The 26,512-nt window shown below is 68.9% G+C and carries 28 protein-coding genes; 8 read left to right on the top strand and 20 right to left on the bottom strand.

Features of this window, described 5'->3' with window-relative positions; all coding sequences use genetic code 11:
• Window positions 1–19: 19 nt before the first annotated feature.
• The 8 genes from hemL to RIB98_19395 all read right to left on the bottom strand — a co-directional run bounded on the left by hemL (window position 20) and on the right by RIB98_19395 (window position 8,449).
• Window positions 20–1,282: a glutamate-1-semialdehyde 2,1-aminomutase gene (gene hemL / locus RIB98_19360; protein MEQ8843141.1), complete on the bottom strand. Its 1,263-nt coding sequence runs from the start codon at window positions 1,280–1,282 to the stop codon at window positions 20–22.
• A gap of 37 nt (window positions 1,283–1,319) precedes the next feature.
• A complete protein-coding gene (gene hemB / locus RIB98_19365) occupies window positions 1,320–2,300 on the bottom strand; it encodes a porphobilinogen synthase (GenBank protein ID MEQ8843142.1) in 981 nt (326 codons plus the stop codon).
• 56 nt (window positions 2,301–2,356) lie between these two features.
• A complete protein-coding gene (locus RIB98_19370; protein ID MEQ8843143.1) occupies window positions 2,357–2,692 on the bottom strand; it encodes a hypothetical protein in 336 nt (111 codons plus the stop codon).
• 39 nt (window positions 2,693–2,731) lie between these two features.
• On the bottom strand, window positions 2,732–3,919 hold the full coding sequence (locus RIB98_19375; GenBank protein ID MEQ8843144.1) for a uroporphyrinogen-III synthase: 1,188 nt from the start codon (window positions 3,917–3,919) through the stop codon (window positions 2,732–2,734).
• A 20-nt stretch (window positions 3,920–3,939) separates the two neighbouring features.
• Window positions 3,940–4,830, bottom strand: a complete 891-nt coding sequence (gene hemC, locus RIB98_19380) for a hydroxymethylbilane synthase (GenBank protein ID MEQ8843145.1) — start codon at window positions 4,828–4,830, stop codon at window positions 3,940–3,942.
• 36 nt (window positions 4,831–4,866) lie between these two features.
• On the bottom strand, window positions 4,867–6,126 hold the full coding sequence (locus RIB98_19385; GenBank protein MEQ8843146.1) for a glutamyl-tRNA reductase: 1,260 nt from the start codon (window positions 6,124–6,126) through the stop codon (window positions 4,867–4,869).
• Between the two features lie 108 nt (window positions 6,127–6,234).
• Entirely contained in the window at window positions 6,235–6,882 is a 648-nt protein-coding gene (locus RIB98_19390) for a redox-sensing transcriptional repressor Rex (GenBank protein ID MEQ8843147.1), read from the bottom strand.
• 73 nt (window positions 6,883–6,955) lie between these two features.
• Window positions 6,956–8,449 carry an AMP-binding protein gene (locus RIB98_19395; GenBank protein MEQ8843148.1) on the bottom strand — a complete coding sequence of 498 codons (1,494 nt, stop codon included), beginning with the start codon at window positions 8,447–8,449 and terminating at the stop codon, window positions 6,956–6,958.
• A gap of 82 nt (window positions 8,450–8,531) precedes the next feature.
• Here RIB98_19395 and RIB98_19400 point away from each other — a divergent pair, with 82 nt between their 5' ends.
• The 3 genes from RIB98_19400 to RIB98_19410 are packed head-to-tail and all read left to right on the top strand — an operon-like array spanning window position 8,532 to window position 11,003.
• Window positions 8,532–9,218: a CAP domain-containing protein gene (locus RIB98_19400; protein ID MEQ8843149.1), complete on the top strand. Its 687-nt coding sequence runs from the start codon at window positions 8,532–8,534 to the stop codon at window positions 9,216–9,218.
• A gap of 4 nt (window positions 9,219–9,222) precedes the next feature.
• On the top strand, window positions 9,223–10,182 hold the full coding sequence (locus tag RIB98_19405) for an ABC transporter ATP-binding protein (GenBank protein ID MEQ8843150.1): 960 nt from the start codon (window positions 9,223–9,225) through the stop codon (window positions 10,180–10,182).
• Window positions 10,179–11,003 (top strand): ABC transporter permease subunit, encoded by an 825-nt coding sequence (locus RIB98_19410; protein MEQ8843151.1) that lies wholly within the window; start codon window positions 10,179–10,181, stop codon window positions 11,001–11,003. Before RIB98_19405 ends, RIB98_19410 begins: the two co-directional genes overlap by 4 nt.
• Window positions 11,004–11,099: 96 nt before the next feature.
• Here RIB98_19410 and RIB98_19415 read toward each other — a convergent pair whose 3' ends face one another.
• The 6 genes from RIB98_19415 to RIB98_19440 form a co-directional block, all read right to left on the bottom strand.
• Window positions 11,100–11,966, bottom strand: coding sequence for an SAM-dependent chlorinase/fluorinase (locus tag RIB98_19415; protein ID MEQ8843152.1), 867 nt, complete (start codon window positions 11,964–11,966; stop codon window positions 11,100–11,102).
• A 34-nt stretch (window positions 11,967–12,000) separates the two neighbouring features.
• Window positions 12,001–12,792, bottom strand: coding sequence for a pyrroline-5-carboxylate reductase (gene proC / locus RIB98_19420; protein ID MEQ8843153.1), 792 nt, complete (start codon window positions 12,790–12,792; stop codon window positions 12,001–12,003).
• A 150-nt stretch (window positions 12,793–12,942) separates the two neighbouring features.
• Window positions 12,943–13,407, bottom strand: a complete 465-nt coding sequence (locus RIB98_19425) for a YbjN domain-containing protein (GenBank protein MEQ8843154.1) — start codon at window positions 13,405–13,407, stop codon at window positions 12,943–12,945.
• A 3-nt stretch (window positions 13,408–13,410) separates the two neighbouring features.
• Window positions 13,411–14,622, bottom strand: coding sequence for a glycosyltransferase (locus RIB98_19430; protein ID MEQ8843155.1), 1,212 nt, complete (start codon window positions 14,620–14,622; stop codon window positions 13,411–13,413).
• A 61-nt stretch (window positions 14,623–14,683) separates the two neighbouring features.
• Complete coding sequence (locus tag RIB98_19435; GenBank protein ID MEQ8843156.1) at window positions 14,684–15,211, bottom strand: hypothetical protein; 528 nt, start codon at window positions 15,209–15,211, stop codon at window positions 14,684–14,686.
• A gap of 77 nt (window positions 15,212–15,288) precedes the next feature.
• On the bottom strand, window positions 15,289–15,549 hold the full coding sequence (locus RIB98_19440) for a MoaD/ThiS family protein (GenBank protein MEQ8843157.1): 261 nt from the start codon (window positions 15,547–15,549) through the stop codon (window positions 15,289–15,291).
• A 66-nt stretch (window positions 15,550–15,615) separates the two neighbouring features.
• On the opposite strand from RIB98_19440, the gene RIB98_19445 reads away from it, so the two are divergent.
• The gene (locus RIB98_19445) at window positions 15,616–16,209 is read left to right on the top strand and encodes a histidine phosphatase family protein (protein MEQ8843158.1); all 594 of its coding nucleotides are present in this window, start codon (window positions 15,616–15,618) and stop codon (window positions 16,207–16,209) included.
• A gap of 2 nt (window positions 16,210–16,211) precedes the next feature.
• Window positions 16,212–16,781: a M48 family metallopeptidase gene (locus RIB98_19450; GenBank protein ID MEQ8843159.1), complete on the top strand. Its 570-nt coding sequence runs from the start codon at window positions 16,212–16,214 to the stop codon at window positions 16,779–16,781.
• On the opposite strand, the gene RIB98_19455 is transcribed toward RIB98_19450, so the two are convergent.
• A complete protein-coding gene (locus tag RIB98_19455; protein MEQ8843160.1) occupies window positions 16,754–18,253 on the bottom strand; it encodes an AarF/ABC1/UbiB kinase family protein in 1,500 nt (499 codons plus the stop codon). The genes RIB98_19450 and RIB98_19455 overlap by 28 nt on opposite strands.
• Window positions 18,231–18,449, bottom strand: coding sequence for a hypothetical protein (locus RIB98_19460; protein ID MEQ8843161.1), 219 nt, complete (start codon window positions 18,447–18,449; stop codon window positions 18,231–18,233). The genes RIB98_19455 and RIB98_19460 overlap by 23 nt, the downstream gene beginning before the upstream one ends.
• An 88-nt stretch (window positions 18,450–18,537) precedes the next feature.
• On the opposite strand from RIB98_19460, the gene RIB98_19465 reads away from it, so the two are divergent.
• Window positions 18,538–20,499: an NAD(P)/FAD-dependent oxidoreductase gene (locus RIB98_19465; GenBank protein ID MEQ8843162.1), complete on the top strand. Its 1,962-nt coding sequence runs from the start codon at window positions 18,538–18,540 to the stop codon at window positions 20,497–20,499.
• Here the strand turns inward: RIB98_19465 and RIB98_19470 are convergent.
• On the bottom strand, window positions 20,484–21,905 hold the full coding sequence (locus tag RIB98_19470; protein MEQ8843163.1) for a DHA2 family efflux MFS transporter permease subunit: 1,422 nt from the start codon (window positions 21,903–21,905) through the stop codon (window positions 20,484–20,486). The genes RIB98_19465 and RIB98_19470 overlap by 16 nt on opposite strands.
• A gap of 62 nt (window positions 21,906–21,967) precedes the next feature.
• On the opposite strand from RIB98_19470, the gene RIB98_19475 reads away from it, so the two are divergent.
• Window positions 21,968–22,429 carry a hypothetical protein gene (locus RIB98_19475; protein MEQ8843164.1) on the top strand — a complete coding sequence of 154 codons (462 nt, stop codon included), beginning with the start codon at window positions 21,968–21,970 and terminating at the stop codon, window positions 22,427–22,429.
• Between the two features lie 11 nt (window positions 22,430–22,440).
• Window positions 22,441–23,100, top strand: a complete 660-nt coding sequence (locus RIB98_19480) for a lysophospholipid acyltransferase family protein (GenBank protein MEQ8843165.1) — start codon at window positions 22,441–22,443, stop codon at window positions 23,098–23,100.
• Window positions 23,101–23,106: 6 nt separating this feature from the next.
• On the opposite strand, the gene RIB98_19485 is transcribed toward RIB98_19480, so the two are convergent.
• From RIB98_19485 to RIB98_19495, 3 genes are read right to left on the bottom strand one after another with little or no spacing between them, the layout of a single operon-like run.
• A complete protein-coding gene (locus RIB98_19485) occupies window positions 23,107–24,297 on the bottom strand; it encodes a hypothetical protein (GenBank protein MEQ8843166.1) in 1,191 nt (396 codons plus the stop codon).
• 47 nt (window positions 24,298–24,344) lie between these two features.
• Window positions 24,345–25,256 carry a sulfotransferase gene (locus tag RIB98_19490; protein MEQ8843167.1) on the bottom strand — a complete coding sequence of 304 codons (912 nt, stop codon included), beginning with the start codon at window positions 25,254–25,256 and terminating at the stop codon, window positions 24,345–24,347.
• Window positions 25,253–26,494, bottom strand: a complete 1,242-nt coding sequence (locus RIB98_19495; protein MEQ8843168.1) for a hypothetical protein — start codon at window positions 26,492–26,494, stop codon at window positions 25,253–25,255. Before RIB98_19495 ends, RIB98_19490 begins: the two co-directional genes overlap by 4 nt.
• Between the last annotated feature and the right edge of the window lie 18 nt (window positions 26,495–26,512).

Consider the following 26,512-nt stretch of genomic DNA (forward strand, 5'->3'; position numbering starts at 1 on the left):
GGGTCTTCCGATCGAGGGATCAGAGGGTCGCCGCCACCCGGCGAACCGCACCGATTGTGGCCGCTACGACGTCACTATCGTGGGCAAGGGACGGAAACAGCGCTTCGTAGGCACCAGGGGCGAGGGCCACACCGGCCTCGAGCATCCCGTGGAAGAAGCGTTCGTACACCCCGTTCTCGCAGATCGCCTTGGCCGAATCGAAGTCGGTCGGCAGGGACTCACCGAAGAACAGACCGAGCAACGGACCGACCCGCGGCACCTGGGCAACGACCCCGGCGTCGGCGAACGCGCCACGCATGCCGTCCTGCAGGGTCGTCGCCGTTGCGGTGAGCTGCTCGTAGGCCGCGGGCGTGAGCTCGCTCAGCTGGGCGAGGCCGGCGGCCATCGCGAGCGGGTTCCCCGACAGCGTGCCCGCCTGGTACACCGGCCCGAGCGGCGCCAGGTGCGACATGATCTCGCGTGACGCACCGAACGCGCCCACCGGCAGTCCCCCGCCGATGACCTTGCCGAAGCACCAGATGTCGGGCTGCACCCCGGACCACTCGGCCGCGCCGCCACGGGACAGCCGGAAGCCGGTGATGACCTCATCGAACATCAGCAGCGCGCCCACGGCGTCGCAGGCGTCCCTCAGTCCGGCCAGGAACCCGGGGTTCGGTGCGATGAGACCCATGTTGGCCGCCACCGGTTCGACGATCACCGCGGCGACCGTCTCGTCGAGATCCGGCACCACGTTGTAGGGCGCCACGACCGTGTCGGCCACCGCGCCGGCGGTGACGCCTTCGGAACCCTTGAGCCCCTGCTGCGCGACGCCCGACCCTCCGGCCACGAGCAACGCATCGGAGTGGCCGTGGTAGTTGCCGGCGAACTTCACGATGCGATCACGACCGGTCGCGCCGCGGGCGAGACGGATCGCGGTCATGGTCGCCTCGGTGCCCGACGACACCATGCGCACCATCTCCATGCCGTCGATGCGGGCGCACATCTCCTCGGCCAGCAACACCTCGGCTTCGGTCGGGGCGCCATAACTGGTGCCCTTCACCGCCGCTGCGTGCACCGCCGCGGTGACGGTCGGATGGGCGTGGCCGAGAATGCCCGGGCCGTAACTCATCACGTAGTCGATGTAGCGATTGCCTTCGACATCGTAGATGTGGGGGCCCTCGGCCCGGTCCACGAAGTAGGGCGTGCCCCCGACCGATCCGAACGCCCGCACCGGCGAGTTCACCCCACCCGGGATGACCGCCTGGGCCCGAGCGAACAGCTCGTCGTTGGTGAGCGCGCTCACTGCATGCCCTTTCGCGGGGTCATTTCGTTCGCTGCGCTCACTGCATGCCCTCGGCCAGCAGACGGGCGAAGTAGGTGAGGATCAGATCGGCGCCGGCTCGCTTGATGGCCAGGGTGTGTTCGAACGCGACGGCGTCGAGATCGACCCACCCTCGTTCGGCGGCGGCGTGGACCATCGCGTACTCGCCACTCACGTGATAGGCGGCGATCGGGATGTCGACCTCGGCCCGGGCCCGGGCGATCACGTCGAGATACGGCAACGCGGGTTTGACCATCACGATGTCGGCGCCCTCGGCGATGTCCTCGCGGATCTCCTCCATCGCTTCGCGGGCGTTGGCCACGTCCTGCTGGTACCCCTTGCGGTCGCCACCGCCCACGATCGTGACGTCGACGGCGTCGCGGAACGGGCCGTAGAGCGCGGTGGCGTACTTGGCCGCGTAGGCGAGGATCGCGGTGTCGTCGAAGCCGGCGTCGTCGAGCGCCTCGCGGATCGCGAACACCTGGCCGTCCATCATCCCCGACGGCGCCACGATGTCGGCCCCCGCGGTGGCCTGGGCGACGGCGATCCGTTCGTAGAGCTCGAGGGTGGCGTCGTTGTCGGGCTGGCCGGTGTCGTCGAGCACGCCGCAGTGGCCATGGTCGGTGTATTCGTCGACGCACAGATCGGCGATGAGTACGAGATCGTCGCCGTGATCGTCACGAAGGTCCTGCAACGCGACCTGCACGATGCCGTCGGGGTTCCAGGCCTCGGAGCCTTCGGCGTCCTTGCGCTCGGGAATGCCGAACAGCACGACGGCGGGCACACCCAGGTCGGCGAGCTGGCGGACCTCTTCTCGCAGCGACGCCCGCGAGTGTTGGAACTGGCCGGGCAGCGATTCGATCGGGCGGGGCTCGTCGGCTCCCTCGCGCACGAAGAGCGGTGCGATCAGGTCGTCGGGATGGAGGCGGGTCTCGGTCACCATGCGCCGGAGCACAGGAGTTCGACGGAGACGCCGGAGACGCCGCTGGGGAAAGGTCACTCCGAGAGGCTACCGAGGACTGCGATCCCGACCCGCCCTGTGTCGGGCCTACGAACTCAGAACCGCGGGTCGGTCTCGGCCCGGAGTTGTGTGGCCATAGTGAACGCCGCGCCGCGCAGGGTGCGCAGCCGATCGTTCACGGACCGCACCCGCGACTCGTCGATGTCGTGTCCGTTGACCGGGTGGATCGTCAGGTCGCGGAGGTTGCCGGCACCGCCGAACGCGGCGAGCAGGTGCCCGAGGGAGTCCGGATGGCCGTTCTCGATCAGACGGCGGTCACGCTCGATCCACTCGGCCCAACGCGCCTCGTCCCAGGCGCGGAGTAGACCGGAGAGCTCGTCGAGAACTCGGAGCAACTCGTCGCGCTCGGGCGTGGCGTCGATGCGGGCCATGCACAAGAGTGGCGCATCGCGTCGCGGCGTGGGCGGCAGTCAGTCGAAATCGAGTGCGAACCAGTGATCGGCGTGGGGTTCCTCGTTGAAGGCCGGCACCTCCACGAAGCCCTCCGCCTGGTACAGGGCGACCGCCTCCGTGAGGGCCCGGTTGGTCTCCAACTGCACGCGCCGCAGACCCAGGGCGCGCCCTTCGGCGACGAGGCGGCGCAGGAGACGACGACCGACGCCGCGCCCACGCACCCGGTCGCTGACCCACATGCGTTTGATGTCGGCCACGCCGGGTTCGACGATCTTCAGCACCCCGCAGGCCACCGGCGCGCCGGCCAGACGACCGGCGACGAAAAGTCCGTTGGGCGGGCTGATCTCGGCCGGTTCCGTGGTGAGTGCGGCGGCTCGGTCGAGCCCGGACTCGAACCGTGCGTCGAGTTCGACGAAGTACTGCTCCAGCATCCATTGCGAATCAGCGGCCGCGGCGGGCTCGGGTCGCAACAGGACCGTCTGGGGGATCGCCGTCGCGATGGCTTCGGCGAAGCCGGGGATCGTGTGCTCTCGCGACTCGATGTCGATGTGGAGACCGAGCTCGACGGCCTGCTCGCTCGTGGCCGGCCCGATCGAGGCCAGTACCGGCGGGAGGCTGTCTCGGCCGACGCCGGCGAGCAGGTGCCGCACCGTGGACGCGGAAGTGAAGGCGACCGCATCCGCGTGGCGACAGGCGACGACATCCTCGGCCGATACGGGCACGCTGACGGTGCGGTAGGCGGCGACGTCGATGACGGTCCACCCCCGCTTGCGCAGACCCTCGGGCAGGACCGCGCGCGCCTCTTCGGCCCGAGCCAGCAGCATGCGTCCACCGCCCGCGCCGGGCGGACCCGGCAGGAACTCGAGCAGGCCCTCGGCGATGGAGTCCTCGGGCATCGCGTCGACCGACAGGCCGACTTCCTCGGCGCGTGCTCGCGTGCCTGGACCGATCACCGCGAGCGAGACGCCCGGTCGCAACGGACGCCCGTCGAGCGCGTCGGCCACCCGTACCGCACCGTTGGGGCTGCTCAGTACGACCCAGTCGCCATGGCCCAGCTCGGCGAGGCCGGCCCGGAGCGCCGCCCCACCGTCGGGCGGATCGGCGATCTCGATCACCGGCACCGCAACGGTGTCGGCTCCCTCGGCTTCGAGCGCGTCGAGCAGCGCGGCCGACTGTTCGCGTGGGCGGGTGACGACGACGCGCACACCCTCTAGTCGTCCGCCACTCATCGTGCGTCCGCCAGGAGATCGGTGCCGCCGGCGTCGTCGAGCAGGAACCGGGCCACCGAGCGGCCGAGGGCCTCGGGGACGGTGCCGGTGCGTCGCTCGCGGATCAACACCCGTCCGTCGAGGGTGGCGAGCATGCCGACGAGTTCGATCTCGTCGTCGTGCAACACGGCGTGCGCGCCGGCCGGAAGATCGCAGTCGCCGCCCAGCTCCGAGAGGAAGGCCCGCTCGGCATCGAAGGCGCGCCGGGAGGCGGCATCCTCGATGGCGCGGAGTCGTTCGATCGTCGCCGAGTCGTCGGCGCGGCACTCGATGGCGAGCGCGCCCTGCGCGACCTGCGGCACCATCACCGACGGGTCGAGTCGATCGATGACCGGCGCGTCGATCTCCAGCCGGTCGATGGCGGCCGAAGCCACCACGATCGCATCGAAGTCGACGGCCTTCTCCATACGGGTGGGCACATTGCCCCGCAGCTCCGAGAAGCGGAGGTCGGGACGCAGCCAGGCCATCTGCGAACGCCGTCGGACGGAACCGGTGGCGACATGAGCACCCGGCGGCAACCCGTCCCAGGTGCATCCGACCAGCGCGTCGCGGGCGTCACCCCGAACCGGCACGGCGACGAGCACCAGTTCCTCAGGTGTCTCGGCCGGGAGATCCTTGCCCGAGTGCACGGCGATGTCGGCACGGCCGTCGAGCACTGCGGCCTGCACTTCCTTCACGAAGACGCCCTTGCCACCGATCTCGTGCAGCGGCGTGGACTTGTCCCGATCACCGAGCGTCGACACGATCACCTCGTCGACCCCCTCGCCGTGTCGATCCGCCAGCAATGCGCTCACGTGTTGCGTCTGCCATCGCGCGAGTGCGCTGCCCCGGGTTGCGGCCCGCAGCATCAGCGTGGACCGATCGATGCGGTCATGGGTGGGCGGTCAGAGATCGAAGAGGTCACGGAGCGATTCGGCGAGACGATCGCCGCGGGCGCGACCTGCCGCGTCCTTGAGTCGAACTGTGGGCTCGTGGAGGAGCTTGTTGACGATGCCCTTGGTGAGTGCCTCGACGGCGGCCCGTTCGCCGGGTTCGAGCTCGGAGAGCTTGGCCGCGAACCGGGCGAGCTCGGTCTCGCGCGTCGCTTCGGCGCTCGACCGCAGGTCGGCGATGAGCGGCGCGACTTCGCGAGCGGAGACCATCGCCTGGTAGCGCTCGACCTCGGCATCGACGATGGCCCGCACGCTGGCGACCTCGGTGTTGCGACCCTCGAGGCCCCGATCGACGAATGCCCCGATGTCGTCCATGTCGAGCAGCGTGACCCCGGGGATCTGCCGGGCGGCCGGATCGACGTCGCGAGGGACGGCCACGTCGACGATCACGAGACCGCGCCGATCGCGGCGAGCAGCCAGCGCGTCGACATCGGCGGCTTCGAGGATGAGATCCTGTGCGCCGGTGGTGGTGACGAGAACGTCGATCATCGCGAGTGCGTCGCTCAGCTCGTCGAGCGGCACGGCTCGCCCGCCACACGCTCCCGCCAACGAAACGGCTCGTTCCCAGGTGCGGTTGGCCACGAGCACCTCGGCGGCACCGGCCTTGGCCAACGACTTCACGGTGCCCTCGGCCATCTCGCCGGCCCCGACCACCAGCACGGTGCGTCCTTCGATGCCGCCGGTGCGATCGTCGGCCAACGCCACGGCAGCCTGCGAGACCGATGCGATGCCGCGAGCGATGGCCGTCTCGGTGCGGGCCCGCTTGCCGGTCTCGACCGCGTGACGGAAGAGCCCGCCGAGCGCCGAACCGACCGTGCCTTCGTCGCGGGCGGTCTCCCACGCATCGCGGATCTGACCGAGGATCTCGTGTTCGCCGACCACGGCCGAGTCGAGTCCGGCGGCGACCGAGAAGAGGTGACGCACGGCCTCGGCGTCGTGGTGGGCGTAGAGATGGTCGGCGACCTCTTCGGGCGCCAGTCCGGCCTGACGGGCCAGGAACTCGCGCACGTCCTGGTAGCCGCCGTGGAAGCGTTCCGCGAACGCGTAGACCTCGATGCGGTTGCACGTGGACACGACGACGACCTCGGAGAGATGGTCGGCCTCGCCGAGCCCGGAGAGCGCCTTGGCCATGTCGTCGGGCGCGATGGTCATCCGCTCGAGTTTGGCGAGCGGGGTCGACCGGTGGTTACAACCGATGGCGACGATCGACACGACGTGAACCTTGCTGCGACAGGGATGCGGGGAAGGCCCCCGACCTGACTCCAGAGTGACGGATATCCCACCCTTTTGCCAACCTCTGGGACGACGTGGCGACCAGTGTCACATCGGGCCGCCGGGGAGCACGTCGCGTTGCAGGTGAAAGCCGAGGATCTGGAGCTCGGTGGAGAGGTCCACCATGCGCACCTCGACGTGGTCGGGCACGTTCACGACCGTCGGGCTGAAGTCGAGTATCGAGCGCACGCCCGCGGCCACGAGAAGGTCGGCGGTCTGCTGCGCAGCGGAGGCCGGGGTGGTGATGACACCGATCGCGACACCGAGCGAGGCGACCAGGTCGCCGAGCCGCTCGGGCGCGTGGATGGCCACCCCGTCGACCGTCGTGCCGATCAGGTCGGGATCGACATCGACGGCCGCCACGATCGGAAACCCCCGTTCGGTGAAACCCGTGTGGTTGGCCAGCGCACGACCGAGGTTTCCCAGCCCACACACCACGACGGGCCAGGTGTTGGCCACGCCGAGCGCGCGGCTGACCTCGAACGTGAGGTGACGGACGTCGTAGCCCACCCCCCGTGTGCCGTGGGTACCGAGGTAGCTCAGATCCTTGCGCACCTTGGCCGCGTTGACCCCCGCTCGTTCGGCCAGGACATCCGACGACGTGGTGGCTTCGCCCGCTGCCGCGAGATCGGTGAGGCTGCGCAGGTACACGGGCAGACGGGCCACGGTTGCCTCGGGAATGTGTCCGGTTGCCACGGCCCTAAGCTACGGAACTCGTGAACGTTTTCACAAGCGCACGAGCAGGTTGTTCGGTTCTTCCGGTCGGGATCTACCGGAGCTCGCGGCGCAGGACCTTGCCGCTCATGCCCCGGGGGATCTCGTCGACCACGTCGATCTTCGTCGGGCACTTGTAGCGGGCGAGCTCGGTGGCACACCACTCGATCAGCTCGTCCTCTTCGACGGCACGGTCCGGTTCGGCCACGACGAACGCCTTCACCGCTTCACCGCTGTGGGGATGCGGAAGGCCGACCACACCCGCCTCGGCCACTGCGGGATGGGCCACGAGCACCCGTTCGACCTCGGCCGGGTACACGTTGAATCCGCTGACGATGATGAGGTCCTTCGCCCGGTCGACCAACGACAGCCGTCCTTCTTCGTCGACCACCGCGATGTCGCCGGTGCGCAGCCAACCGTCGTCGTCGAGCACGCGGGCCGTGGCCTCCGGGTCGTCGTAGTAGCCGAGGAACACGTTGGGACCGCGAACGAGGATCTCGCCCGGGTCGCCGATGTACACGTCGTCGCCGACCTCATCGACGAGGCGCACCTCGACGCCGGGGATCGGTCGCCCGATCGACCCGACGGGATCGTCGCCCGACGCGACCGACACGGACGGGCTGGCCTCGGTCAGGCCGTAGCCCTCGTGGATACGGAAACCGAACCGACCCATGGCGTCCTCGACGATGCGATCGGGAATCGCGGCGGCCCCCGAGATGGCGAGCCGCAGCGTGGCGAACGACGAGGCCGACACATCGTCGATCTGCGTGAGTGCCGCCCACATCGTGGGTGGACCGGCCAGCACGGTGACCTTCTCGTGCTCGAGCACGTCGATCATCGACATGGGGTCGAAGCGCTCGACCAGCACCAGGGTGGACCCGACCCACATGGCCAGGTTGAGAATCGAGTTCAGCCCCAGCACATGGAACATGGGGACGACACAGACCGAGACATCGTCGGGGCGGGTGACCTGATCGGGTCGCGACATCAGCTGGCGGAGATTCGCGGCGAAGTTGCCGTGGCTGAGCATCGCCGCTTTCGGGCTGCCGGCCGTGCCACTCGTGAAGAGCAGCGCGCAGAGGTCATCGTCGTCGCGAGGGACGATGGCGGCACCGTTGTCGAGCTGCATCGCCTCGTCGAGGTCGACCGCACCCTCGAGCTCGCTGCCGGCCGGGGCGAAGACGTGTTCGAGCGTCGGGACCTTCGTTCGATCGAGGGTGGAGAGCGCCGCGACACCGGCCGGACCGGCGATCACCACGCGCACCGCCGCCGCGGAGAGCTCGCGTTCGACCTCGGCCGCCGGGGCCTGCGGGTTCAGCGGCACGGCGACGAATCCGGCGCCGATGATGGCGAACCAGGCCCGCACGAAACGGGGATTCGTGCCGCACAGGATCGCGATGCGATCACCCTCGTCGAGGCCGAGGCGGCTGAGCACGCCCCGGGTGGCGTCGATCTCGTCACGCAGTCGTCCGTAGCTGATCCGGTCGCCGCCCGCGACGAGCGCCGTCCGGTCGCCGGGATGGTCTTCGAGAAGGGTCGCCAAGTTCACGGTGGGAATGATGCCACGGTCATGCCGTCGGGCCCTCGGTGGGCCTCAAGGATCGCTCAGGGGCGCCGATGGGATCAGTGACATGAACCGCGCCCAGGAACCCCGCCTCGACCCCATCCGGCGCCGAGTTGCATTCGTCGTCGCCGTCACCCTCGCGGTGGTCGGCTCACTGCTCTGGTCGGGCCCCGATCCGGTCGCCGCGTCGGCCGACGACGAAGCCGCGTTCGTCGCGGCGCTCAACCAGGTCCGGGCGAACGAGGGGCTCCCCCCGTTCACGGTCGACGCCGAGCTCTCGAACCTCGCCCGCGGTCACGCCCAGGTGATGGCCGACGCCGGCGAGATCTTCCACGCCAACCCGATCAGCGGTGGCTACAGCGGCGACTGGTCGAAGTTCGGCGAGAACGTCGGCGTCGGTGCCAATGTGCAGGTCCTTGTCGACGCCTTCGTCGCGAGCCCCGGTCATTTCGCGAACATCATCGATCCCGCGTTCACCGAGATCGGCGTGGGCGTGGTCTGGAAGGACTCGGCGCTCTACACGACCCATCGGTTCCTCCAGCCGCCCAGCGCGGTACCGACCACCACGGCGCCGCCGCCGGCCACCACCGCGCCACCGCCGACGGTCGCTCCGCCGTCGACGACCGAGCCCACTGTCCCGACCACGACCCTGCCCGTCGTGACCACCACGACGGTTGCGCCCCTGCCTCGGCCGTCGATCGCCGCGGAACGGGTCGTCGCCCTGTTCGCGATGCTCGATCAGGTCGGCACCTGAGTCCATGACGGCGTCGGACCACGCGTCGATCACCACCCGCGCCCTCTCCCGTTCGTTCGACGATCGGATCGCGGTCGATGGCCTCGATCTCGACGTGCACCGTGGCGAGGTCCTCGCGCTGCTCGGCCCCAACGGCGCCGGCAAGACGACGACCGTCCGCATGCTCAACGGCGTACTCACACCCGATCGCGGCGAGGTGCGGGTGCTCGGCCTCGACCCCACCGTCGACGGTGACGAGGTGCGCCGCCGTACCGGCGTGCTCACCGAGAACGCCGGGCTCGACGACCGACTGACCGCCCGGGAGAACCTCGAGTACACCGCCCGGATGCGGGGCTACTCGAACGCCGAGTCCCGGAGCCGGGTCGACGCCCAGCTCGGCCGCTTCGACATGTCGGACATGGCCGACCTCCGCACCGCCGGGTTCTCGACCGGTCAGCGCAAGCGGTTGGCGCTGGCGCGAGCGCTGTTGCACGACCCGGAGATCCTCTTTCTCGACGAGCCCACCTCGGGCCTCGACCCCGCGGCCACCCGGGACGTGACCGACCTGATCGGCAGCCTGGCCCGCGAGCACGGTCGCACCGTGCTGCTCGCCACCCACTTCCTCGGGGAGGCCGGCCGGGTGGCCGACCGGATGGCGGTGCTGGACCGTGGCCGCCTCCGCGCCCTCGGCAAGCCCGACGACCTCGCCGCCGAACTGTGGGACGGCGTGCCCGCCGATCTCGACTTCGGCGGACCGGTGGCCCAGACCATCCTCGATCTCGTCGACAGCGTCGAAGGCGTCCTGCGCACCGAGGCCCGCGCGACCGGCGCGACCGTGGCCATCCGCGACCGCCGGACGATGGCCGCGATCCTCTCCACCCTGGCCGCCCACGAGATCGACGTGTTCGGGGCGACCGTGCGCCAGGCCTCGATGGAGGACGTGTACTTCGCCCTCGAATCCAGCTTCGTCGCGGAGCGCGCATGAGCACCTTCGTCGCGCCCGACACCCACGCCATCCGGGCGATCATCGCGCGGGACCTGCGAGCCGTTCGCCGCAGCAAGGCGGTCATCATCCCGATGCTCTCCGTGCCGGTGATCCTGATGGTCGTGCTGCCCCTCGTGGTCGGCTACGCGGCGCGCCGGGCCAGCCGCACGGGTGGCCGCATCGAGTTCCTCGACTCGCTGCCCTCGCAACTGGCCGAGCCGATCGCCTCGCTGCCCCAGGAGGAGCAACTGCTCACGCTCGTGCTCGGTTTTCTGCTCGCGCCCCTTTTCCTCATCGTGCCGCTGATGGTGTCGGCCGTCCTGGCCGCCGACGCGTTCGCGGGCGAGAAGGAGCGGCGGACCATGGAAACACTGCTGCACCTTCCGATCGCCGACCGCGACATGTTCATCGCGAAGTTCCTGACCGGCTTCCTCCCGGCCGTCGCCATCTCGTGGATCGGCTTTGCCGCCTTCACCGTCGTGGCCAACACCGTGTCCTACGGCATCGTCGACGGCCTCGTGGTGCCCAACGGGCTGTGGCTGATCGTGATCTTCTGGGTCGCGCCGGCCGTCGCCACGCTGGGACTCGGCATCATGGTGCGCGTGTCGGCCCGGTGCCGCACCACCCAGGAAGCGAACCAGTTGGGCGGTGCCGTGATCCTGCCGCTGGTGTTCGTGGCGGTCGGTCAATCCACGGGACTCCTCCTGGTCGACGCCGCCCTCGCGTTCACCATCGGCGCGGGCATCTGGGTCGTCGCCCTCCTGCTCGTGGTTCGCGGTGCCACCCGTTTCACCCGCGATCGGGTGGCGGGCGACAACTAGCGCGTCAGCAGGAAGAACTGCAGCGCGCCGGCCGCGAGAATCGCGAACAGCAAGAACGCGATCACCAGCGTCGTGCCACTTCTCATGCCAGTCCCCTCATGACGGTCGCTTTCCCAGTTGGACCGATGTGACGGCGCCCGGATTCGGGTTGCCGTCGAGCGCGGAGATGCGCACCTCGTCGCCCTCGGCCAGACCGAACTCGGCCGCCGCCGATGACCGGGCGACCGCAATCGACAGAAGGCCGCTCGAGTCGACCACCAGGCCCACGCGGCCGGTCGGCACGTCGTCGTAGGCGGCGGCCAACACGGCGACGCGCTCATCGCCACCGATGTTCACCATGAGGTGTTCGCCGAACAGGGCCACGTCGATCGGGTCGACATTGATCTGGCAGTTGCCGAAGCGGTCGACCCACAGGACTTCGCACACGAGGCTGTCGTTCTCGACCTGGCTGACAGGCAGGAGACCGGGCATGAGTCCGGCCGGTTCGATCTCGGGGCCGAGATCGGTGATCGATACTCCGTTGCAGAGATGGGCCGCGGCCGGGGCGAACACGTCGCGTCCGTCGAACGTGGCGCCGCCCGCAGTGTCGAGTCGGTGCTCGGGCGACGTGAGCTCCACGGCGCGCGTGGCGCCACCCACGAGTCCGACCGCCGGTGCGAGCAGGCCGTTGTCGGGGCCGACGAGATAGGACGCACCGTCGCCCACCTCGATCACGATCGGCCGGCGGCTCGTGCCGACCCCCGGATCGACCACGGCTACGACGACCCCCGGACACAGGTAGTTCGCGGCGCGGGCGAGCGCGAGCCCACCGGCGCGGGTGTCGAACGGCGCAATGCCGTGGGTGACGTCGACCACGGTCACGTGGGGGGCGATCGACCGCACGACCGAGTGAACGACGCCGACGAACTCGTCACCGTGCCCGAAGTCGGACAGGAAGGAGACGGTGTCGAATCGCGGATTCACCCCCACGACGCTACCGGCGGGACCGCGACGGTGGTCAGTCGGCCCCGAGCTCACGCGAGCGAGCAGCCGACGCCTTCACCACCTCACCGACGAGTCCGAGGAAGTCGGCGGCGGCGAACACGGCCAGGCCGGCCGCGGTGGTGCCGCCCTTCGAGGTCACGTTGGTCCGCAACACGGCCGGATCCTCGCCCGTCTCCGAGAGCAGCGCGGCCGCACCCAGCAGCGTCTGGCGGGCCAGGGCGTCGGCCGTCGCGGGCGGCAGCCCTTCGGCGATGCCGGCGGCGATCAGGGCCTCGGCCAGGTGGAACACGTAGGCCGGCCCCGAACCCGACAAACCGGTGACCGCGTCGAGTTGCTCCTCGTCGACGGTCACCACGAGCCCGACGGCGGCGAGGATGCCCGACGCCCAGGCGATGTCGTCATCCGTGGTGTGGGTGCCACCGGCGATGGCGGCCGCGCCCTTGCCCACGAGGGCCGGCGTGTTCGGCATGCACCGCACCACCGCGACGCCGTCACGTAGCCCCGCCTCGATCGCGGCAATGCGCACGCCGGCCGCGATCGACAGCACCCGCGACACGCCGGCGTCGGCCAGCCCGGGCAGCACGGCCGTCACCACATCGGGCTTCACCGCGATGACTGCGTCGACGCCGGCAAGCGGTGTCTCGCCGATCGAGAGGTCGGGCCATGACGTGGCGAGTTCGGCCCGCCGGCCGGCGCGCGGTTCGACGACATGGAACTCGTCGGCTCGTGCCCGACCCTGCTCGATCATTCCGCCGAGGAGCGCCTCGGCCATCTTTCCGCCGCCGATCATCTGGAGCTTCGTCACACGGCGCACCGTAGGCCAGAACGTGAACGACCCGGTGGGAGCAAGATCAGCGCACTTCCCCGAGCGCCTCGCACCCCCACCGGGTCTGAAACGAAACTACACGAAACTTACTGAAAAGCAAGCCCCTCTTGCGAAGTACCGTCGCATTGTTCAACCCTTGAACCGGGATGCATAGCCGAGCCGCATGGCCGGTCGGAAGATCAGTTCGACGGCGGCCCACATCGAGCCGAGGATGCGGTCGAGTTCGGCGTCGTTCACCGCCGCGACGGGGAGCGAGCCGCGCAGGTAGACGGCTTCCTCCTCACCGATCTCGAGATGAAGGCCGGTCAGCTTGCGATTGCGGCGCAGCAGGTGGGCGTAGAACTCGACCTCGTTCTCTTCCGGCGCCGGCATGAGGAAGGTCTCGTAGGAAAGGGTGCGCTGACCGAGCGTCCACCACGCGGTCCACACGTCCTTCTCCTCGCCCCGCAGGCGCACGAACCAGCGGACGATGTCGTCCTCGGAACGCTCGACCGCTTCGAGCGCCGGATTCTCCGCCATCTCGCCGGCGAGCCATTCGTCGATGTGCGCTTCGAGCGTGGCGAGTTCCTCGGGACTCGCGGGCGGTGACTGCACGCGTCAGGCCAGACAGTCGACGGGCGCGCGTCGGCCGAGGTCGAGATAGACCCGCCGCAGACGGGCGGCCATCGTGGTCCACGTGTAGGACAGCGCCGCGTCGGCCGCGTGACGGGACATCTCGTCGGCCAGCAGCGGCGAATCGAGGATGCGGCGCGTGGCCGCTGCGAAGTCGCGAGGATCGCGGCCGCTGATGCGGAATCCGGTGCGCCCTTCCTCGATGAGCGTGCGGAGCCCGCCCACGTCGGCAGCCACGACGGGTGTGCCACACGCGGCGGCCTCGAGGGCGACGAGGCCGAAGGACTCACTGCGCGACGGCACGAGACACACGTCGGCGGCCCGGTAGTAGGTCGACAGCACATGGTGGGGCTGCGGCGGAATCATGTCGACACGATCGGTGAGGCCCCGATCGGCGATGAGCTTCTCGATCTTGCGCACCTCGTCGTCGCCGTCGTTGCCGCTCGCACCGCCGACGATCAGCAGGCGCGCGTCGTCGTGTCCGAGCTCGGCCAACGCCTCGACGGCGACGTCGACACCCTTGAGCGGCTGGATACGACCGACGAACAGCAGCAGGGGCTCGGCGCCCAGACCGAGTGCGGTGCGGGCGCCGTCACGGGCACCCGGAGAGAAAAATGCATGGTCGACACCGGGGGGAACCACCTCGACGCGGTCGGGGTCGGCCCCGTAGTGGGTGACGAGCTCGTGGAGTTCGGTGACCGAATTCGCGGTGATGACGTCCGCGCAGCGGATGACCTCGGACTCGGCGTGGATTCGGCGCTGCGGCTCGGCGTCGCCCGTCTCGGCCTTGACTCGGGCCAGCGTGTGGAACGTGGTGACCAGCGGCAGGTCGAGCTGATGCTTGAGCCGGTGACCGGCCACGCCGGAGAGCCAGTAGTTCGCGTGGATCACGTCGGCCGGACGCTCGGCCAGGTCGCGCCCGACCGCGTCGGTGAACTCGTCGACGATGTCGGGGAGTTCTTCCTTGGCCATCCCGATCGGGCCCGCGTCGATGTGGACCACGCGGAACCCCGGTTCCACGTCGACGACCTCGGGCAGATCGTGGGTCCAGCGGCGGACGTAGACGGTTGCGTCGGTGCCGGCCTGCGCCAGCGACGACACGAGCTCGCGGATGTAGACGTTCATGCCCCCGGCATCGCCGTGGCCCGGCTGGACCAGGGGCGACGTGTGCAGGGAGAGGACCGCGACTCGACTCACGTCATGCTCCAACGCGCGAGACCGGGACGACATTCCCGGCCCCGTCGCAGGTCGAGCATGATCACGCCGGGGTGGCGGGCGGCTCTCCCGCTGCAATCCGACGGGCGAGTTCGCCGTTGAGCGCGTCGATGGTGGTGTGGAGCGACCGGCGGCTGCTCGAGAGTCGTTTCTCGAAGTCCCGCAGGCCGTGGATGGCGGTCGCGAGATCGTCGTCGCTCAGGCTGACGACGTCGGACATGACCGACGCGCTGACGACGTCGTCGAGCACGGCGCTCAACGGCACGACCACGTCGTCGGGCGGATCGAGCTCCTGCTCCACGCGGCCCGAGCCCGGCGCGCGGACACCGTCGCTCAGCAGTTCGGGGAGCCGCGCCACGAGGTCGGCCAGGTCGCCGCCGCCACCGTCGGCTCGGCGCTGGGTCTCCGCGACGATCACGTCGAGGCGACCCTGGGTCAACCGACGGACATAGGAGACGCCGTTCTCGAGGTCGGTGCACCTCGCTCGCTTGGCCCGGAGGTCGTTGGTCGCAACATCGGCCAGACCCGAGAGGAACTCGGGATCCAACACGTGTTGCAGATCAGGGATCATTCTTCGGCTCTCGACCTTCTGCGTCGTCGAATTCTCTGTCGTCGAATTCTCTGTCTTCGATCACTGTCGGCGGCAGCCTACCGGGACCGGCGCGGCCCGCCGGACCCGCCCGAGACGGGGGGCAGCACCGCCACCTCGTCGTCGTCGGAAACGGGGTGGCTCCGCTCCGTGGCTTCCCCGTTGCACCACACCGCGGCGGTGTCGAGCACGCCCGCGAACACTTCGCCGTACTCGGCCACTGCCGCGTCGAGCACCTCCCCCACGGTGGCACCGGCGAACTCGTCGGCTTTCGTACCGGCCGCCTCGCGGGCGGATGCGAACAAGCGAAGCTGTGCCATCGGACGCCACGGTAGCGGCGCCATCCCCACCGGTGTCAGTGCGCGCCGATACGGTCGGCATCGATCATGTTGAACGTGCTCCTCGCCCGACACGGGCAGTCCGAATGGAACGCGGCCGGCCGTTGGCAGGGGCAGGCCGACCCCCCGTTGTCCGACCTCGGCCGCGCCCAGGCCGCCGGCGCCGCCGACCAGCTCGGCAGCTTCGACGCGATCATCGCGAGCGACCTCGACCGGGCCCTCACCACCGCCATGATCATCGCCGACCGCCTCGGCGTCGGCCCGGTGCTCGTGGAGCCCGCCTTTCGCGAACGCCACGCCGGCGAGTACGAGGGCCTCACCCGCGAAGAGATCGACGAGCGCTTCCCCGGCAACCTCGACAACGGCATCTGGCCGCCGGGCTGGGAGCTCGACACCGACGTGCACGCGCGCGTGGCCGATGCCCTCGAGCGGGTCCGCGCCGAGATCGGCAGCGGCGACGTGCTGATCGTGTCGCACGGCGGAGTGATCTACAGCCTCGAGGGCCACCACGGCGCGCCCTACCAACGCATCGCCAACCTCGGCGCCCGCTGGTTCCACCACGACGACCGCGGCTGGCGCCTCGGCGAGCGCGTCCAGCTCTCGCCCGACGACGTCACCATCGAGAACCAGGACATCCTCTAGCGATGATGTCGTCTCGCTATCCCGTCGAGGTGATCCGGTCCGAGAAGCGGGTCAAGACCGTCTCGGCCCGCATCGTCGACGGGGTCATCCGCGTGCGTATCCCGTCGTGGATGTCGGCCGCCGATGAGCAGAAGTTCGTGGCCGACGTCGTCGAGCGCATCGAGCAGGAGCGTCGGTCGCACGCCATCGACCTGACCACCCGGGCCGCGGCGCTCGCCGAGCGTTTCGAGCTCCCCACCCCCGAGTCGATCCGGTGGTCCAAGACCCAACGCCAGCGCTGGGGGTCGTGCTCGGTGCATCGCGGCGACATCCGCATCTCCGACCGTCTCGTCGACGTGCCGCCCTGGGTGCTCGATCACGTCATCGTGCACGAGCTCGCCCATCTCGTCGTGGCCGACCACTCCCCCGCGTTCGAGGCGCTCGTCAACCGCAACCCGCTCGCCGAACGGGCCACCGGCTATCTCCTCGCCGTGAGCGAACGACTCGACCGCATCGATCAGACCGGTGCGGCCCCGGCCAGTGCTGATCAGGCCGGGGCCGACGACTACGACGAACTCGACGCCGCCGGCTGATCATCGCGGCGGCCGGCCAACCAGCCGGCCTCTTCAACGCCCAGCGGTGTGCTCGGCGGAGCATCGGTCCACACCCAGAGTTCCTCGGAGATCGCCCGCCAGTTCGCGGTGGCCCTCAGCTGACCGAGGATCGAGAACAGTCCCAGGTTGATTCGCTGGATCAGCGCGAACGTGGGCGGCACATTGGTGTGGCGAAGGATCTCGTGGGTCTTGGCGTCGAACGTCTGCCGCAACAGGCGGGCGCTGTACTCCGGTGTGACCGTGACCGGCTCGTTGTCGAGAATGAGCTCGTAGTAGGCGGCGAACCAGTCGAAGATCTCCTGGTCGGTGAACGGCGCACCCGGGCGCAGGACTTCCTGCGACTCGGCCGCGTCGCGGAACTGGGCGGGGTCACGGTCGATCATCGCCCTGATGAGCACCGCGAACTGATCGACCTCCTCGGCGGCGAAGTGCTTGACCAACCCGAAATCGAGGAAGGCGACCCGACCGTCGTCGGCCAGCATGTAGTTGCCGGGATGCGGGTCGCCGTTGAACACGTACTGGCGATTGAGGCTGCGGAAGACGAAGCGGTAGACGATCTCCGCGACCCGCTGGCGCTCCTCGAGCTCGGAGGTGAACGCGTCCTCGAACGGTCGCCCGGCCACGAACTCCGTCGTGAGCACGTTGCCCGTCGAGAGCTCCTCGATCACGGCCGGCACCCAGACGTGGGGGTGGCCCGCGTAGTAGTCGCAGAACAGTCGCTGGTTGGCGGCCTCCTGGCGATAGTCGAGCTCCTCGTTGATGCGATCCCGAAGCTCGGCGACCAGTTCGTCGGGGTTGAGGCCCGGGTAGACCATCCCGAGCAGCATCGCCAGCCGTTCGGTGTTGTCGAGATCTGCCGCGATGGCCTCGGCGATGCCCGGGTACTGGACCTTCACCGCCACTTCGCGGCCATCGAGGGTCGTCGCCCGATGGACCTGTCCTATCGACGCAGCTGCGATCGGCTCTGGCTGCACATCGGCGAAGAGCTCGTGGAGGGGGCGACCGAGCGAGCGTTCGATCTCGGTGAGGGCCAGATCCGACGGCATCGGCGGGGCGTCGGCGCGCAGCGTGGCCAGCGCCACGCGCATCGGCTCGGGCATGCCGTCGTCGAGATAGCTCGCCATCTGGCCGAGCTTCATCAACGCACCCTTCATCTCGCCGAGAGCGCCGACCACGTCGTCGGCCTCGCGCCGTTCGAGTTCGGCCTGGAGCCGACGCCGTGTCTCGTCCGAGGCAAGACGAGAACGAGCCCTCGTGACGCCGCGGTCCGTCGCGCGACGGGCGACGAGACGTCCCATCGCCACGCGGCGGCGGCCCTTGCTGACGGCGCTGATCGGCGATTCGCCGGCCGGCTGTCGCACCCGCCGCCACGCCAGGGCGCCGAGCACGACACCCATGAGCGCAGCGACGGGGGCCAGCCGCTTCATGTCAGACCGGGTCGGTCGGGACATCGCTGCTTGGTTCAACAGTGTCCAGACCGGCCACGAGGGCTTCGGCGGCGTCGAGGTCGTCGGCGTCGAGCGCCTCCAGCGCCCCGGCAACGCTGTCGAGGTCGGCCTCGAACCCGTCGAGCGTCTCCTCGCCGGCGAGGGCGGGGGCGGCCGGCACGTCGTCGGACTGGGAGTTGGACACCTCGTGCTCCTGCATCCCGGCGAGACTAGCGAGCACCCGGGTCACTCGGCATCGGCCCCGACGGTTTGGCCACGACCCGACCGAGCGGGGCACAGTGGCACCCATGACCCTCGCCTCCGACGACGCCCGGCATCCCCACGCCGGCCTGCCCTTCACCGACAGCGACGAGGCAATCGCCGCCGCCCTCGAAGAAGTCAGCATTCCCACCCTGTTGTGCACGATGGTCCACATCACCGGCGACCCCGCGTGGGTACGCGGCGACCTCCGACCGGCCGGACTCTTCCTCAACGAGTACCAGGGCTACATGGACGAGGAGTCCAAGGCCGAGGTGCGACGGCGGGCGCTTCCCGAGATCATCGCGTACCGAGACAACGGATGCGTCCCACCGGCCGACCAGCCCGACGCCGCGCTGCTCCAGGAGATGATGAACTTCATCGGCTGCGCCGAGATCCCCGAGGAAGTCGTCCCGATGATGCTCGACGAGATGGGACTCGGCGACACCGACGTGAACCGCGTCGCGTGGGCCGACTCGGTGCCGACCGAGGTTCGGGCCGAATTCCCCGTGGTCGTCATCGGTTGCGGACAGTCCGGGCTGCTGGCCGGCCTGCGACTCCAGGAGGCCGGGATCCCGTTCACCATCGTCGAGAAGAACGCGGGACCGGGCGGCACCTGGTGGGAGAACAGCTACCCCGGCGCCCGCGTCGACGTGGGCAGCCACTTCTACTGCTACTCGTTCGAGCCGTCCGACCACTGGACCGAGTACTTCGCCCAGCAGCCCGAACTCCAGCGCTATTTCCAGAACGTGATGGAGAACCACGGCATCGACGAACACTGTCGCTTCGAGACCGAGGTCATCGGCGCCACTCTCGACGAGGCGACCGGTCGATGGTCGGTCGTCGTCCGCGACACCGACGGCAACCAGGAGACCCTCGAGGCGCGCGCGTTGATCAGCGCGGTCGGCTCCCTGAACCGCGCGAAGATGCCCGACATCCCCGGCATCGGGGACTTCGACGGCCCGTCGTTCCACTCGACGCGCTGGGACCCCACTGTCGACTACGCGGGGAAGCGGGTCGCCCTGGTCGGGGCCGGGGCGAGCGGGTTCCAGATCGCGCCCACCATCGCCCCCGACGTCGCTCACCTGTCGGTCTTCCAGCGCACCGCGCAGTGGATGTTCCCCAACCCGAACTATCACGAGAAGGTGCCCGAGGGGCAGAAGTGGGCGATCCGGCACTTGCCGTTCTTCGGTCGCTGGTTCCGCTTCCTCCAGTTCTGGCCCGGCTCCGGCGGCGATCTCTCCAACTCGCGCATCGACCCCGACTACGACGACAGCGATGGCCTCGCCGTGAGCGCAGGCAACGCGGCGACCCGCCAGTTCTTCGAGGGGTGGATCCGCGAGCAGCTCGCCGGCGCGCCCGAACTGCTCGACAAGGTCATCCCCGACTACCCGGCCACCGGCAAGCGCACGCTCCAGGACAACGGGTCGTGGCTGAAGGCGCTGCAACGAGACAACGTCGACCTCATCCGCACCGGTATCGAACGCATCGAGGCGGATGGTGTGCGCACGACCGATGGTGTGCTCCACGAGGTCGACATCATCTGTTACGCGACCGGCTTTCACCACAACCGGTTCCTGTGGCCGATGGAGATCACCGGCCGAGGCGGCAAGACCCTGGCCGAGCACTGGGGCGAGGAGCCGTCGGCCTACCTGGGCATCACCGTCCCCGAGTTCCCCAACCTCTTCTGCATGTACGGCCCGGGCACGAATCTCGCCCACGGCGGCAGCCTGATCTTCCACTCCGAATGCCAGATCACCTACATCATGGGCTGCATCGAACAGCTGTTGGCCGAAGGCCACACGACCATGGAACCGAAGAAGGACGTCCACGAGGAGTTCGAAGCCCGCCGTCACTCGGAGATCCATCAGATGGTGTGGTCGCACTGGTCGATCCAGCACACGCACTTCCGCAACGCCAACGGGCAGATCTTCACGCTCTCGCCGTGGCCGATCCACAACTATCAGCAGTGGACGAAGGCGCCGAACCCCGACGACTACGTCTTCACCTGAGGGGAGATCGTCGCCTGACGGCTGGCCGCTGACCCCGACGGGTACCAGACGGCCATGATCACCGCCGCGCTCGCGTAGCAGACGGTCACCCACGTGTAGCCGGCGCGGAAGCCGGGCAGGTCGAGGTCGGCCGCGAGGGTCAGCACGACAGAGATGCCGATCGCGTAGCCGACCTGCTGGGTCGTGCGCGTGGTGGCGTTGGCGCTCGCGAACTGTCGTGGCTCCACCTCGGCCATCGCCGCGCTCTGCAGCCCGGCGATCGTTGCCCCGACCCCCAGGCCGAGGGCCAGCATCGCAGGGAGGAAGACGGTGAGGACCTGCTGTTCCTCCGTCATGCGAAGGAGCAACGACAGGTAGGACGCGCCGGCGAGCAGGGCACCGATCGAGATCACCCAGCGATGTCCGATCCGATCGGCCAGTCCGCCGAAGGGTGCCGACGACAGTGCGCCGACCACCGGCCCGGCCGACATCGCGAGGCCGGTCCCGAGCACGCTCATCCCCCAGAGGCGCTGGAGCATGAAGCTGTTGAGCAGAAAACCGGCGGTGAAGGCCAGCGAGAAGACCCACACCGCAGCGATGGCGACCGAGAAGGAGCGCTTCTCGAACAGCGAGAGGTCGAGCAGCGGCGACGGATGGTGCGCCGAGCGCCACACCACCACCGGCATCAGCGCGAGACCGACCACGATCGGGAGCAGCACGAACGTGTCACTCCACCCGTGCGACTCCGAACGGACGATGCCCGTCATCACGAGCCCGACACCCACGATCCCGACCGGTACGCCCACGAGGTCGAGGCCACCGTGGGCGTCCTCGTCGCGGCTCTCCGGAACGAACCGGCGAGCTGCACTCAGCACCGCGATGCCGAGCGGAATGTTGATCAGGAAGATGAGGCGCCACCCCGATGCTTCGATCAGCAGCGCACCGACCGTCGGCCCGAACGCGGCGCCGAGCGCGCCCATTGCACCCCACACGCCGATCGCGACACCGCGCTTCGCCAACGGGAACCGGGGCAACACCATCGCCAACGACGCCGGGGTGAGCAACGCCCCACCCACCGCCTGGACCACTCGGGCCACGATCAGCGCATTGGCGCCGGGAGCCAGACCGCACAGCGCCGAGCCGATCAGGAACCCGACCAACCCGAACATGAACATCCGGCGTCGCCCGTGGCGATCAGCCAGACGCCCCGACAACAACAGCAGCGAGGCAAGGGCCACGTTGTAGCCCGAGATCACCCACGAGAGCTGTGTGGTGCCGGCATCGAAATCGTCGGCAATCGACGGAAGGGCCACGTTGACCACCGACACGTCGATGACCACGAGGAAGGCGGCAGAGGTGGCGACGCCCAGCGCGAGCCAGGCGTCGCGGGGCACGTCGGCCGGCGGTGTGTCGGTTGCGACCTCCATGATCGGCCGACCGTACCGGGATTCGCCCACCCTCCGCGTCGGCGTCGTACCCTTGGGGTCACATGACTTCGACCGTCAGCCAAACGCCGCTTCTCGACGGGCCCCGCCGCAGCATCTTCCTCACGCTGATCGTGGTGGCACTCACCCTGATCACCCTCGACGGCGTCTTCACCTGGGTGGAAGCCCGCGACGCCGACGACGTGATCGAGCGGGTCGTGAACGAGAATCCGGAGCGCTATCCCACCGGTGTCGGCGCCAACTGCGGCATCTGCCAGCCCGAGGACCGAGCGACCATCGCGGCCAACACCGACGGCGACCGGCTCGACCGCGACAGCATCGATTTCAAGACCTGGCTCGCGGTGATCGGCCTCATCGCCGCGGTGGCGCTCACGATCGCGTCAGGGCCCGACTCCGGCCGTAACGTGCTTGCGGTGTTCATCCTGCTCTCGGCCGTTGCGTTCTTCGTTCCGCTCGTGCTGCACGGCGACACCATCGACATCGTCACCACCGCGCACCGCGGCTGACCGCGCCCACGATGACCGTCGAGAGCGAAGACCAACTACGTGACCGTCGCCGTTTCGAGCGCTGGGCGCGACGTATTCGTCTGACCGGCCACGTCCTGCGCCGCATCACCTACCACCCCGAGTCGATGGGCGATGCCGTTCCGCAACGGGTGGTGATGGTCGCGAACCATCGCAGCCTCGCGGACCTGTTCGTCGCCGTCGAAGCCCTGGGCCACTACGGGCTACCCGCCCGCTGCCTCGTACGAGCCAAGTACTTCGACGCACCGGTCATGGGAAAGTGGCTGCATTCGCTCGGGTGCATTCCCGCCGGCGACGGCAAACGGGAATCCATCGCGACGGCCAAGGAAACCCTCGATTCGGGCCGACCCGTGGCCGTGATGATCGAGGGAAGGATCATTCCCCCCGACCGTCGTCAACCCGACGGACTCGGCGAGATCCGTCCCGGCTTCGTCGAGATCGCCCGCGCCGCGAATGCACCGATCCTGCCCATCGCGCTCGTCCACACCGACGAGATCTGGGCGAGCCGGGGAAAGCTCCCCCGCATCCCGTGGCGAGGTCGACCGATGATCGAGGTCCACACCGGCACACTCGTCGAGGTGGGAACGCGCACCGACGACGAGGTGATCGCCGAGACTCGCCAGGTCATCGCCGGCTATCTCGCCGGCGCCTAGCCGCGATCAGCCGGCTGGGATGCGGAGCTTCTCGTAGCGACGCCAGGCGACCGCGGCGCCGACCCAGGTCGCGACCGCCAGGGCCCAAGCGCCCCCCTCGACCCCCCACCAGGCAAAGCCGACGGCGGGGAGGCTCCATTGCACGACCGTGCCGACGAACCGCGTCTCCAGGCTCGCTCCGGCCGCGTCGGCGATGAGCAACGCCGTGATCGGACCCCGCCAGGCCGCCATCGCGAGGAACCGGACAAGGGTGGCGAGAAACAACCCGAGGGTGACCTCGCTCGCATCGAGGTCGAACGGCCCGAACGAGAATCCCGAGACGTCGAAGATCCACAGCAACAGGCCCCAGAGTGCGCTGACGACCATGATCGATCCACCGACCTGAAACGGAACACTTCGACGAACCACATGGATCCCGCGGCGGCGCACCTCGCCCGGAACCACGAGCGCCAACGAGGACGTGTGCACGACCGTGAGCGGCGAGAACACCACGACGGCAGCCGCCAACGAGCCGCTGGCGTCGTCGCCGACGAGGATGCCGGCCCAGATCAGGGTGACGACGAACACACTCCGGGCCAGCATTCCTTCGGCCCCGAGCCGAATGGTCTGCGGCCCAGTGGCCCGCCAGACCTCGATCAGATCCGACCTGCGAAACCGGAGTCCGAGACCGATGGCAGGGGCGCCACCCACGACTGCGCCGGCAAGCCAGGCTGCGAGGTACGCATTCGTGGACGGTTCCCAACCGGTCGAGACGTCGACTGCCGCGACGGCGAGCACCACGCCCAACCACGCCGCGTCGGCGATGAGCGCGCCCTGCGGTCGACCTCGAGCAAAATACCCGGCCCGGAGGCAGTACTGCGCGACGAGAGCGGGTGAACCGACCGCGGCCAGCAACAACGGCAGACGCATCTCACCACCGAGGGCCAGGCCCGCAACCGCGAGTCCGAGACCGAGCACCATCCCGAGCAGGAGAGCCATGCTCGCCAAACCCGAACTGAGTACCGGCCCACGAGCCGCGTCGGACTGATCGGAGTGGATGAGGGCGATGTTGCCAAGCGATCCCTGGCCGACCGCGATGACAACGAGGCAGAGCTGGAACACGATGGAGAAACGGCCGAACTCGTCGAGCGCTCCCGCCGACAACGCGAGCGCAACGATGACGAAGTTGGTGACGCTCGACAGGGACTGCGCGCCCATCGTGACGACCGAGAGCCCAATCGTCTGTTTGGACGGCACAGATCCACCTAGGAAAGAGCGCGCGACGCGCGCACGAATCGCAGAAGCCGACGGGGGGCCTTGGTCGTCAGCCGGGTCAGCGCATCGGCCAGCGCCATCGTGTCGGCGTGGCCGCCGTGGAGGACACCGGCCGGGCAGTCGTAACCGAGGTCACGCAACACAGGACCGGCCATCGACTCGAAGGTGGCGACGATCGCCGGGTCGAGCTCATCACGCCATGCGTCGGCGCGGGCAGGTGACGCATCGGCATCGAGCAGTGCGTGGGTCGTGCGGGAGATCGTGCTGTGTGGCACCGGAACGGAACGCTGGTCGATCGTCGGCACGGCGAGCGCGTCCAGGGCTTCGTCGGCCGTACCTGCGGGATCACGGAGCAGGTCCTCGTAGCGCACACGGGTACTGACGAGCGACCGTTCGGTTGCCTGTCCCGCCGCGATCATGGCCATCCACCACTGCGCGACGACTGTCGGATGCTGCGGTCCGAAGTCCGCGCGACGGATCGAGTTGAGCACGGCTCGACCGTCTCGGACGGTGTGTACAACTCCGTGCACCGGAAGGCGCTCTGCGAGAAACGAGGCGTTCACGGTGTTTGACGGCGAGTGTTCGATCACGAAAGGCGAGTCGGCGACCCCCAGCTGCTCACACACCTGAACCCAGATCTCGACCGCCTGACGAGCGCGGTCGGTCTGCGGCGTCTGCAGCGACTCGGGGATCTGCACCCCCACGCTGTCGAGACGGCGACGCCCGAACCGCGACCGAACGAACCCCGCGACAGAGCCCGTCTCCACCGAGTGGATGAGCGGTCCGAGAAAGTAGAGCTCCGGCGGAACCGCAGCGTCGGAGTGTTCGGCGAGTGTGCGGGCGAGGACGGTCGTGCCGGAGCGAGCGGCGCCGCCGACGAGAACGAGCGAGGGCACGCTCATCCGGAACGGAGCTCGACGGTCGGCGGCGCGCTCGCGGCGGTACGGCTCGACATCGTCGGCGGAATGCAGAGCGCGATGAAGAGCCACCACTGGCGTTGATAGAGCGCCTCGATCCCCAACGACGCGACGACCATGGCCACGTTCGCCCCGAGAACAGCCATCGCGAGATCGTCGTCATCGCGCTTTCTCCGCAGTGCGGCGTGGATGGGCAGCGCAACCGCCACGGCGAACATCGCGAGCCCGACCGCCGACATCTCAGAGGTCAACCACACCGCCGTGTTGTGGGTGATCTTTCCCCGGCGTTCGCGGCTCTCCCCGAGCCCGAGCCCGAGTCCGTTCGACTCCGGGAACCAGCGCAGCGCCTCATCGATCTGACCCTCACGGGCAGCGACGGTGTCGGGTCGTCGCTCCCAGTCCGACAACGTGTCACCCAGGATCCCCGAGCTGGCACCGATGAGCAGCGCCGCAAAGGCGATGAAGGCGAACCGGCTGAGCTTGGCGACGCTGATGTGGGTCGCGGCGAAGATCGCCAACGCAGCGATCCCGAAGGCGATGAGCCCCCCGCGCGAACGAGTGAAGACGAGCAGCAGGAGGAACAACACGCTGAGGGAGCCACGAACGGCGCTCGACCGGAAGACCCGGTGGCCGTAGCGCCAGTGCACGACCAACGCCACTGCGTACGCCGCCCCCGCGTTGTTGGGGTCGTACTGCATGCCACCGAACCGAGGGTCGATCTTGGCATCGAGGAACGGTAGAACGTCGAACCACTTCCAGTCGACATAGGCGATCGCCCCGTTCACCGCCATCCCGATCAGCCAGACCCGGATGATCTTCGGCCCCCACCCTTCACTCACATGATGGGCAGTGACGAAGAACCAGACGCCCAGCAGCAGCGCACCGAAGAGTTTCACGTTGATGGCCCAGGCCGTCACCTCACCAGCCCTGAACAACGTGACGATCAGGCCATACGCGAGCGTTCCGACCATGAACAGTGGCAGGAGGGACACGGGTTCACGGCGCAGCCGCAGCACTCCGGGAGCGGCGAGGACCGAGAGCACCAAGAGGATGTCGCCGGGCGCAAAGCGCGTTTCGCTGACGCTCTTGAACGCGTCGAGCTCGAGCTGCTGGGGCATGCAGAAGACGGCGAGGAGGAACAGCCGACGCGAGAAGGAGCGCGTTTTCTCGTACGGAGAGTGTTCTGCAAGTGGACTTCGAGGCGCGAACGCTCGGTCGAGCATGCGACCAGAGGTTACCAC

Source organism: Acidimicrobiales bacterium, from assembly GCA_040219515.1.
Taxonomy (GTDB): domain Bacteria; phylum Actinomycetota; class Acidimicrobiia; order Acidimicrobiales; family Aldehydirespiratoraceae; genus JAJRXC01.